General features: G+C 71.7%; 9 protein-coding genes. 3 read left to right on the top strand and 6 right to left on the bottom strand.

Features of this window, described 5'->3' with window-relative positions; all coding sequences use genetic code 11:
• Positions 1-6: 6 nt before the first annotated feature.
• The 4 genes from nuoH to ACQBAS_RS02350 form a co-directional block, all read right to left on the bottom strand.
• Positions 7-963 carry an NADH-quinone oxidoreductase subunit NuoH gene (nuoH, locus tag ACQBAS_RS02365; protein WP_427384748.1) on the bottom strand — a complete coding sequence of 319 codons (957 nt, stop codon included), beginning with the start codon at positions 961-963 and terminating at the stop codon, positions 7-9.
• On the bottom strand, positions 960-1,487 hold the full coding sequence (locus tag ACQBAS_RS02360; RefSeq protein WP_427384747.1) for an NADH-quinone oxidoreductase subunit C: 528 nt from the start codon (positions 1,485-1,487) through the stop codon (positions 960-962). Before ACQBAS_RS02360 ends, nuoH begins: the two co-directional genes overlap by 4 nt.
• Positions 1,484-2,059 carry an NADH-quinone oxidoreductase subunit B gene (locus tag ACQBAS_RS02355; RefSeq protein WP_427385564.1) on the bottom strand — a complete coding sequence of 192 codons (576 nt, stop codon included), beginning with the start codon at positions 2,057-2,059 and terminating at the stop codon, positions 1,484-1,486. The genes ACQBAS_RS02360 and ACQBAS_RS02355 overlap by 4 nt, the downstream gene beginning before the upstream one ends.
• 74 nt (positions 2,060-2,133) lie before the next feature.
• The gene (locus ACQBAS_RS02350; protein WP_427384746.1) at positions 2,134-2,490 is read right to left on the bottom strand and encodes an NADH-quinone oxidoreductase subunit A; all 357 of its coding nucleotides are present in this window, start codon (positions 2,488-2,490) and stop codon (positions 2,134-2,136) included.
• A gap of 201 nt (positions 2,491-2,691) precedes the next feature.
• On the opposite strand from ACQBAS_RS02350, the gene ACQBAS_RS02345 reads away from it, so the two are divergent.
• Genes ACQBAS_RS02345 through rarD form a run of 3 tightly spaced genes read left to right on the top strand, consistent with a single transcriptional unit; the run spans position 2,692 to position 6,738 of the window.
• Positions 2,692-4,614 (top strand): 2-oxoacid:acceptor oxidoreductase subunit alpha, encoded by a 1,923-nt coding sequence (locus ACQBAS_RS02345; protein WP_427384745.1) that lies wholly within the window; start codon positions 2,692-2,694, stop codon positions 4,612-4,614.
• 32 nt (positions 4,615-4,646) lie between these two features.
• On the top strand, positions 4,647-5,714 hold the full coding sequence (locus tag ACQBAS_RS02340) for a thiamine pyrophosphate-dependent enzyme (protein WP_427385563.1): 1,068 nt from the start codon (positions 4,647-4,649) through the stop codon (positions 5,712-5,714).
• Positions 5,707-6,738 (top strand): EamA family transporter RarD, encoded by a 1,032-nt coding sequence (rarD, locus tag ACQBAS_RS02335; RefSeq protein WP_427384744.1) that lies wholly within the window; start codon positions 5,707-5,709, stop codon positions 6,736-6,738. Before ACQBAS_RS02340 ends, rarD begins: the two co-directional genes overlap by 8 nt.
• Before the next feature lie 19 nt (positions 6,739-6,757).
• Here the strand turns inward: rarD and ACQBAS_RS02330 are convergent, their stop codons facing one another.
• Together ACQBAS_RS02330 and ACQBAS_RS02325 are read right to left on the bottom strand one after the other, a co-directional pair.
• A complete protein-coding gene (locus tag ACQBAS_RS02330; protein WP_427384743.1) occupies positions 6,758-8,044 on the bottom strand; it encodes an MFS transporter in 1,287 nt (428 codons plus the stop codon).
• A gap of 21 nt (positions 8,045-8,065) precedes the next feature.
• Positions 8,066-9,391 carry a D-arabinono-1,4-lactone oxidase gene (locus tag ACQBAS_RS02325; protein WP_427384742.1) on the bottom strand — a complete coding sequence of 442 codons (1,326 nt, stop codon included), beginning with the start codon at positions 9,389-9,391 and terminating at the stop codon, positions 8,066-8,068.
• Position 9,392: the final 1 nt, after the last annotated feature.

Raw genomic sequence — 9,392 nt, 5'->3', positions numbered from 1 at the left:
CACCACTCATGCCGTCATCACCACCACGACCGCTGTCAGTGCGAGTTGCGCGAGCGCCAGCGGGACGAGGCCCAGCCAGGCGACCCGCTGGAGCTGGTCCTCGCGCAGCCGCGGCCAGGCCACGCGGAACCAGATGATGAGGAAGGCGACCACGAACCCCTTCGAGAACGTCCAGGCCCAGCCGAGCACGTCGTCGAACGGACCGCGCCAGCCGCCGAGGAAGAGTACGGCGAACAGCAGCGACATGACGACGATGCCCGCGTACTCGGCGAGGAGGAAGAAGGCGAAGCGCAGGCCGGTGTACTCGGTGTAGGCGCCGAAGACGATCTCGGAGTCCGCGACCGGCATGTCGAAGGGGGGCCGCTGCAACTCCGCGACGGCGGCGACGAGGAAGACGAGCGCGCCGGGGGCCTGCCACAGCAGCCACCACGGCTGCCACGCCTCGACGATGCCGCCGAGGGACAGTGAGCCCGCCGCCATGCAGACGCTGACGACGGCGAGCACCATCGGCAGCTCGTAGGACAGGAGCTGCGCGGCCGACCGGAGCGCCCCGAGCAGCGAGTACTTGTTCGCGCTCGCCCAGCCAGCCATGAGGGTGCCGAGGATGCCCACGCCGGTGACCGCGAGGACGTAGACGGCCGAGCCGGGGAGGTCGGCGATCACGGCGCCGGGGTGAATCGGGATCGCGGCCGCGGCGAGGAGGTACGGGATGAGCGCGAGGGCGGGGGCCAGCCGGAAGACCCGTCGGTCCGCGGCCGCCGGCGTGATGTCCTCCTTCTGGAGGAACTTCACGCCGTCGGCGACGAGCTGTGCCCACCCGTGGAAGCCGCCGGCGTACATCGGCCCGAGCCGGCCCTGCATGTGCGCCATCACCTTGTGCTCGGTCTGGCCGACGAGCAGCGGCAGGACGAGGAAGCCCAGGAGCGCCACGAGCGAGCGGAGCGTGATCTCGAGGAGGCTCATCGCGGACCCCACTGCGGGTCGGGGACGCCGGGCGGAGCGACCTTCCGGCGGCTCGGCGCCTTGCTCGACCCCTCCGGCCCCTCGCCCGGCTCCTTGCCGCCGGGCCACACCTTGCTGGCTCGCGCGGCGAGGACGAACGACTTGCGCAGCGGCGTGCCGATGAACCCCTCGGGCAGGAGGAGCGGCCGCAGGCCGAGCCCGGTGCCGTCGTCGAAGCCGTCGAAGCCGATGCCGAACATCTCGTGGGTCTCACGCTCGTGCCAGGCCGCACCCGGGTAGAGGTCGGTGATGCTCGCGAGCGCCTCGCCGTCGGCCACCCGAGTCGTCAGCAGGGTCGCCCTCAGGTTGCCGCGGTGGGTCACGTCGAGCAGGTGAACGACGACGTCGAAGCCGGGAGCCGTCTCGTCGTGGGTGCGGTCGACGGCGCTCAGCCAGTCGAAGAAGGTGTGGCCGGCCGCGCGGGCCTCCGTCACGCTCGCGTGCCAGTCGCGGGCATCGACGCGTGCGCGCTCGGTGGTCGTCATCGGGCCCCCTTCGGGCCGGGCGTCGGGCGCTCGACGAGACCGCGGGTCACCTCGGTGGCGGTGGCGTGCCGGTGTCCGGCGTAACGCCGCCGCAGGCCCTGCGTGGTCAGGGACTCCGCCGCGATCTTTTCCTGGAGCTTGAGGATCCCCTGGAGCAGAGCTTCGGGGCGCGGGGGGCATCCGGGGACGTAGACGTCGACGGGGATGAGGGTGTCGACCCCCTTCGTCACCGAGTAGGAGTCCCAGTAGGGGCCGCCGGAGTTGGAGCAGGCGCCGAAGGAGATGACGTACTTGGGCTCGGGCATCTGGTCGTAGAGACGGCGGATGGCCGGGGCCATCTTGTCCGTCACCGTGCCCGAGACGACCATGAGGTCGGCCTGGCGGGGGCCGGGGGCGAAGGGGATCACGCCGAGGCGGATGAAGTCGTGCCGGGCCATGGAGGCGGCGATGAATTCGATGGCACAGCAGGCGAGTCCGAAGTTGAAGACCCACAGGCTGTAGCGGCGGCCCCAGTTGAGAACGACCTTGATGGGGCGGGGGGCATGGTCGGCGACCGGCCCCATGCGCGGCATGGGGAGGGCGACGGGCGCGCTGGGCTGCCGGGCGGGAACAGACGGTGATGCAGCAGGGGGCTGAGCGGTCACGGTCACCACCACCTCAGCAGGCCGCGCCGCACCGCGTGCGCGAGGCCGATCAGGAGGATGCCGATGAAGACGGCGATCTCGATGAGGGAGGCCGGGCCGAGGTCGGAGCGCAGCACGAGCGCCCACGGGAAGAGGTAGACCGCGTCGACGGCGAAGATCACGTAGAGGAACGCGTAGACGAGGTAGCGGATCCGGACCTGGGCCCAGTCCGAGCCGACGGGGTCGACACCGGACTCGTAGGTCGTCAGCTTGGCTCGCGTCGGCGCCGCGGGCGCGAGGAGGGATCGCGCCGCCATGCCCGCGGCGACGAGGACGACCCCGGCGACGAGGACCCCAACGACGACTGCGTACCCGGACATGGCGCCACCCTAGTGCGACGCGCCCGGCCGTGGTCAGGAGCGGTCATCGCGCCCATCGAAACATAACGTCGCGTTACCCATCTCAGAAGATGGGCCGTGGAATGGTTTGCCTAAGGGCGCCGTAACATGGAGGGATCAGGCGGGTCGCCTGTGCACCCGCAACGCCTGTGCCCCCGAATGAGAACGGGACGTTTCCCCTCGATGAGCAGCAAGTCACGCCAGAAGCTCGACCGCGTCATCATCCGCTTCGCCGGCGACTCCGGTGACGGCATGCAGTTGACCGGTGACCGGTTCACCTCGGAGACGGCCGCGCTCGGCAACGACCTGTCCACCCTGCCGAACTTCCCCGCCGAGATCCGGGCACCCCAGGGCACGCTCCCCGGCGTCAGCTCCTTCCAGCTGCACTTCGCCGACCACGACGTCCTCACGCCGGGCGATGCCCCCGACGTCCTCGTCGCCATGAACCCGGCCGCCCTGCGCGCCAACCTCGCCGACGTCCCCCGCGGGGCCACGATCATCGTCAACACCGACGAGTTCACCAAGCGCAACCTCGGCAAGGTCGGTTACACCAGCAACCCGATCGAGGACGGCTCGCTCGAGTCGTGGCACGTCCACCCGCTCGCCCTGACGAGCATCACGGTCGAGGCGCTGGCCGACTTCGACGGCCTGACCCGCAAGGAGAAGGAGCGCGCGAAGAACATGTTCGCGCTCGGCCTCCTCTCGTGGATGTACAACCGCCCGACGGAGGGCACCGAGGGGTTCCTCAAGGCGAAGTTCGGCGCCAAGCCCGACATCCTCGCCGCGAACCTCCAGGCGCTGCGCTCCGGTTGGAACTACGGCGAGACGACCGAGGACTTCTCGGTCTCCTATGAGATCGCCCCGGCCGCCATGCCCGCCGGCACCTACCGCAACATCACCGGTAACACGGCCCTCTCCTACGGGCTCGTGGCCGCCGCGCACCGCGCGGGGCTGCCGCTCGTGCTCGGCTCCTACCCGATCACCCCGGCGAGCGACATCCTGCACACGTTGTCCTCGCTCAAGCGGCACGGCGTCATGACCCTGCAGGCCGAGGACGAGATCGCCGGCATCGGCATCGCGCTCGGCGCGAGCTTCGGCGGCGCCCTCGGGGTGACGACGACGTCCGGCCCCGGCGTCGCCCTGAAGTCCGAGACCATCGGTCTGGCCGTCTCGCTCGAGCTGCCGCTGATCATCGTCGACGTCCAGCGCGGAGGCCCCAGCACCGGCCTGCCGACCAAGACCGAGCAGGCCGACCTGCTGCAGGCGATGTACGGCCGCAACGGCGAGTCCCCGGTCCCGATCGTCGCCCCCAACTCCCCCGCCGACTGCTTCGACGCCGCCATCGAGGCCGTCCGGATCGCGACGACGTACCGCACCCCGGTCTTCCTCCTCTCGGACGGCTACCTCGCCAACGGCTCCGAGCCGTGGCGCGTCCCCACCGTGACCGACCTGCCGGAGGTGCCGGTCAGTTTCGCCAGCGAGCCCAACGACATCGACGCCAAGGGTGAGCCGGTCTTCCACCCCTTCCTGCGTGACCCCGAGACGCTGGCCCGCCCGTGGGCCGTGCCCGGCACGCCGGGGCTCGAGCACCGCATCGGCGGCATCGAGAAGGCGGACATCACCGGCAACATCTCCTACGACCCCGACAACCACGAGCACATGACGCGCACGCGTCAGGCCAAGGTGGACGGGATCGCCGCGACGCTCGGTGACCTGGAGGTCGACGACCCGAGCGGCGAGGCACGCGTCCTCGTGCTCGGGTGGGGCTCCACGTACGGCCCCAACGCCGCGGCGGTGCGCGCCGTGCGGGCGACGGGCGCGAAGGTGGCGCACGCCCACCTTCGCCACCTCAACCCCTTCCCCGCGAACACCGGCGACGTGCTGCGCTCCTACGACCGCGTCATCGTCCCCGAGATGAACCTCGGCCAACTCTCGACGCTCCTGCGGGCGAAGTACCTCGTCGACGTGCGGCCGTACACCCGGGTCCGCGGACTCCCCTTCACCACGGTCGAACTCGCGGACGTCATCACCACGTCCCTCATCGAGCTCGACGGCGCCGACGACACCGCGCCGGCCATCGAGCAGACCACGGAGGTCAACGCGTGAGCACCCACCAGGCCGAGCCCATCGCCCTCGGCATGCCGACGACCGGGCTCTCCGGGGTCCCGCAGCTCGCCCCCGACGCGACCCCGCACACGAAGAAGGACTTCACCTCCGACCAGGAGGTGCGCTGGTGCCCCGGCTGTGGCGACTACGCCATCCTCGCCGCGGTCCAGGGCTTCCTGCCCGACCTCGGGCTGCGCAAGGAGAACATCGTCTTCGTCTCGGGCATCGGCTGCTCCAGCCGCTTCCCGTACTACCTCGACACCTACGGCATGCACTCGATCCACGGGCGCGCGCCGTCGATCGCGACCGGCCTCGCCACGAGCCGCGAGGACCTGTCCGTCTGGGTGGTCACCGGTGACGGCGACGCCCTGTCCATCGGGGGCAACCACCTGATCCACGCGCTGCGCCGCAACGTCAACATGACGATCCTGCTCTTCAACAACCGGATCTACGGCCTGACGAAGGGGCAGTACTCCCCCACGTCGCAGCCCGGCACCGTGACGAAGTCGAGCCCGCTCGGCTCCGTCGACGCCCCCTTCAACCCGGTCTCGCTCGCCCTGGGCGCCGAGGCGACCTTCGTCGCCCGCACGATGGACAGCGACCGCAAGCACCTCACGTCGGTGCTCAAGCAGGCCGCGGAGCACCGGGGCACCGCCCTCGTCGAGATCTACCAGAACTGCCCGATCTTCAACGACGGCGCGTTCGAGCTGATCAAGGACCGCGACCAGCAGCAGGCCCGTCTCGTCCACCTCGAGCACGGCGCACCGATCACCGTCGGCGTCGAGGGGGACCGCAAGGCCCTCGTGCGCGACGAGGCCGGGCGCTTCGCCTTCGTCCCCGAGGACGAGGCCGATGCGTCCCGCGTCGTCGTCCACGACGTCCACGACGAGGACCCGTCGCAGGCCTTCGCGCTCTCGCGGCTCGACGGCATCGACATGACCCACGTGCCGATGGGTGTCTTCCGCAGCGTCAGCAAGCCGACCTACGACGACCAGGTGCGGGCCCAGCTCGACGCCGCGGTCGACACGGCCGGCGGCCCCGCGACGGACGACGACCTCGGCGCCCTCCTGCTCGGCAAGGACACCTGGACGGTTGGCTGACGAGGCGGGCACCGCGCGCCCGGAGGCGACGACACAGACGACACGGCAGACCCGCGCACCCCGCAGCGAGGCCAGCACGGGGGTGCTCTACGCCCTTCTCGCATACGGCATCTGGGGGCTCTTCCCGCTCTACTTCCACGCCCTCGCCCCGGCCGGCGCCTTCGAGGTCCTCAGCCACCGCATCCTGTGGACCTTCGCGGTCTGCGCCATCGTCCTCCTCGCGCGGCGGGACCTCGCGTGGATCGGCACCCTCGTGCGGCGCCCGCGGATGCTGGCGGGCGTGACGATCGCGGCGCTGCTCATCGCCGTGAACTGGGTCGTCTACGTCGCGGCCGTCCTCGACGGGCGCACCCACGAGGCCGCCCTCGGCTACTTCCTCAACCCCATCGTCACCGTCGCGCTCGGGGTGGTCGTGCTCGGCGAGCGGCTGCGTCCCCTGCAGTGGGTCGCGATCAGCATCGGCGCGGCCGCCGGCGCGTACCTCCTGCTCGTCGGCGGCAGCTTCCCGTGGATGGCGCTCGCCCTGGCCGGCAGCTTCTCCCTCTACGGCCTGACGAAGAAGCGGCTCGGCGCCACGATGCCGGCCATGCACTCGCTCGCCGCGGAGACGACGGTGCTCGCCCCGATCGCGATCGTCACGCTGGTCATCCTCACCTCGGCCGGCGACACGACCTTCACGAGCGAAGGCGGCGTACACACGAGCCTGCTCGTGCTGTCGGGGATCGTCACGGCCATCCCGCTACTTCTCTTCGCCGCGTCCGCGCGCCGCGTGCCGCTGGTGACCATCGGCCTCATCCAGTTCTTCACCCCGGTCGTGCAGTTGCTGATCGGGGTCTTCCTGCTCCACGAGGTGATGCCGCCCGAGCGGTGGGTCGCCTTCGGCATCGTCTGGATCGCCCTCGTCGTGCTCACGGCCGACTCGCTGCACGCGTGGCGTACGGCCGGACGGGTTCGCAAGGATGCCGCGCGGGCCGCCGAGGAGACCGCCGCCGCGCGCACGGACCTGCAGGACTGCCCGCCCTGATCCATCGGCGTGGGCGAGGTCAGTCCCCTTCGCCCTCGCTGTCGCTGTCGCCGCCATCTCCGGCACCGACCCGCAGCACCAGCGCCGCGACCACGATGAGCACCGGCAGCGCCATCGCGCAGACGGCCAGCACCCCGAACCCTGCCCCGTTGACGATGACTCCCGCGAGCGCTCCGCCACCGCCTCCGGCCAGCCCCATGACGAGGTCGGCGCCACCCTGCGCGCCGGGGCGTTCGGCCTGCGGCACCCCCGCGACGAGCAGCGTCGATCCCGCCACGAGCGTGCAGGACCACCCCAGCCCGAGCAGGAAGAGGGCCACGGCCAGACCGGCTGAGCTGCCCTCGGGAGCGCGCGCCGCCAGGCCTCCGGCGACGATGAGGACGGCCGCTCCCGCCAGCGCCACGGGCGGCGCCCCGAAGCGGTCCGTGGCCCGACCGGTGAGCGGCGAGAAGGCAAACATGCCGAGGACGTGTCCGCTGATGACGAGGCCGATGATCCGCAGGTCGGCGCCCCCGTGGTCCATGTGCAGCGGGGTCATGACCATGACCGAGACCATCGTGGCGTGCCCGAGCGAGGTCACGAGCAGCCCGAAGGCGGCCTGCCGGCGGGCGAACACCACTCGCAGGCCACGCACGACGGAGCCGTGGACCACCGTGCCCGCCGATCCGTCGGCGGCGAGCACCAGCCGCCGGGCCTCGAGCAGGGGGTCGGGCCGCAGTCGTGCCGTCAGCACGAGGACCGCGAGCATGAACCCCACGAGGGAGAAGACGAAGGGGCCGGCGAGGACCGGTAGTCCGAGCGGGCGCGCCAGATCGGCCCCCGGACCGGCGAGGTTGGGCCCGACGACGGCACCGATCGTCGTCGCCCAGACCACGGTGCTGAGGTCACGCCCGCGATGGTCCGGATGGGCGAGGTCGGTCGCCGCATAGCGCGCCTGATTGTTCGATGCGGTGGCGCCGCCGAAGGCCACGCTGCCGGCCAGCAGCAGGGCGAAGTTGTCGACGACGGCCGCCGCGATGATGCCCACGGCGCCGAGGATGGCGAGGGTGTAGCCGAGGATCAGTCCGGGACGCCGACCGCTGCGCGCCATGACGTGGGCCATGGGGATGGCGATGAGGGCGGCGCCGAACACCTGAAAGGTCGTGCCGAGTCCGGCCCAGGTATCCGATCCGGAGATCTCCTCCGCCAGCAGGGCGCCCACGGCGATGCCACTCGACATGCCCAGGCTGCCGAGGATCTGGGAGGAGACGAGGGTGCGCACCACTCGCGTCTGGGCGGCCTGCGGGCCGTGCGCCGTGGTCGTCACCCCGCGAGGGTAGCGGGCGGGTCAGTCGCCGAGGACTCGGTCCAGGTACGGGTTGGTGAAGGTGCGCGCGGGATCGAGCCGATCCCGCAGTTGGCGGAACTCGTCCAACCGCGGATAGAGCGGGGTGAGCTGCTCCGCGGCGAGCGGGTGCAGTTTGCCCCAGTGCGGGCGACCTTCGTGCTCCGCGGCGATCGCCGCGAAGGCGGCCATGTAGTCGTGATGCGGCATCCCCTGGAACTGGTGCACGGCCACGTAGGCGTTGTCGCGCTCGCACCCCGTGGACAGCCAGATGTCGTCCGCCGCGGCGAACCGCACCTCGACCGGGAAGGGGACGGGCTCGCCGGTGCGGGTCAGCCAGCGCCGCAGCTCGGTGAGGACCGGGACGAGCGACGCGCGCGGGACCGCGTACTCGCTCTCGACGAAGCGCACCCGGCGCGGGGAGCAGAAGACGCGGTGGGAGACGTCGGTGTAGGTCCGCGCCGAGAGGGCCCGCGCGCTGACGGCATTGACGCGGCGGGTGAGGCCGGGACGGGCCCGGACCGCGGTGTTGACGACGCCGAAGACGCGGTTGGAGAGGACCTCGTCGTCGAGCCACCCGCGCCAGCGCGGCAGGGCCTCGCCCTCGTCCCCCGCAGCGAGGTCGTTGCGCTTGGTGAGGACGCGATCGGTGTGCGGGAACCAGTAGAACTCGAAGTGACGGTGGGCCGCGGCGATGTCGTGCACGGCCTCGAGCACCGGCTCGAGGCGCTCCGGCCGTTCGCTGGCGCGGAGCCGGAAGGCGGGCACGCAGGCCAGTTCGATCTCGGTGAGGACGCCGAGGGCGCCGAGCCCGACGCGTCCGGCGGCGAAGAGGTCGGGGTGCTGCCGGTCGTCGCACCACAGCACCTCGCCGGCCGCCGTGACGAGCTCGAAGCCGGTGATGGCCGCGGCGATGCCGGGCAGGCCGGCGCCGGTCCCGTGCGTGCCCGTCGACACGGCGCCGGCGATGGTCTGGCGGTCGATGTCACCGAGGTTGGGCAGGGCCAGGCCGAGCAGGTCGAGGGCGGCGTTGAGCTCGTGGAGCGGGGTCCCGGCGGCCACCCGGACCCGGCCGGTCACGCGATCGACGGCCCGCAGCCCTCGCATGCCGGACAGGTCGAGCACCTCGTCGACGGGGGTCGCGATCCCCGTGAAGGAGTGGCCGGAGCCGATCGGACGCAGGCACCGCCCGCGGTCGGTCGCCGTCGTTGCCAGCGCTGCCACGGCCGCGGCGTCCGCCGGGCGGTGCCACGCGCTGGGCGCCTCCGACTCGAGGCCGCACCAGTTGGTCCAGGTCGCGGGGGTCGGGGCCTCCGTGGAAGGGGTCATG

The organism is Janibacter zhaoxuefangae (genome assembly GCF_050271985.1).
In the GTDB taxonomy this organism is placed as follows: Bacteria; Actinomycetota; Actinomycetes; order Actinomycetales; family Dermatophilaceae.
Note: the sequence above shows the minus strand (reverse complement) of the source record. Positions and strands in the feature narration are given on the sequence as shown.

What these genes read in the sequence shown, in the direction of transcription:
- nuoH (WP_427384748.1), bottom strand. Translation starts at nt 963, where the DNA reads ATGAGCCTCCTCGAGATCACGCTCCGCTCGCTCGTGGCGCTCCTGGGC.
- ACQBAS_RS02360 (WP_427384747.1), bottom strand. Translation starts at nt 1,487, where the DNA reads ATGACGACCACCGAGCGCGCACGCGTCGATGCCCGCGACTGGCACGCG.
- ACQBAS_RS02355 (WP_427385564.1), bottom strand. Translation starts at nt 2,059, where the DNA reads ATGCCGCGCATGGGGCCGGTCGCCGACCATGCCCCCCGCCCCATCAAG.
- ACQBAS_RS02350 (WP_427384746.1), bottom strand. Translation starts at nt 2,490, where the DNA reads ATGTCCGGGTACGCAGTCGTCGTTGGGGTCCTCGTCGCCGGGGTCGTC.
- ACQBAS_RS02345 (WP_427384745.1), top strand. Translation starts at nt 2,692, where the DNA reads ATGAGCAGCAAGTCACGCCAGAAGCTCGACCGCGTCATCATCCGCTTC.
- ACQBAS_RS02340 (WP_427385563.1), top strand. Translation starts at nt 4,647, where the DNA reads ATGCCGACGACCGGGCTCTCCGGGGTCCCGCAGCTCGCCCCCGACGCG.
- ACQBAS_RS02325 (WP_427384742.1), bottom strand. Translation starts at nt 9,391, where the DNA reads ATGACCCCTTCCACGGAGGCCCCGACCCCCGCGACCTGGACCAACTGG.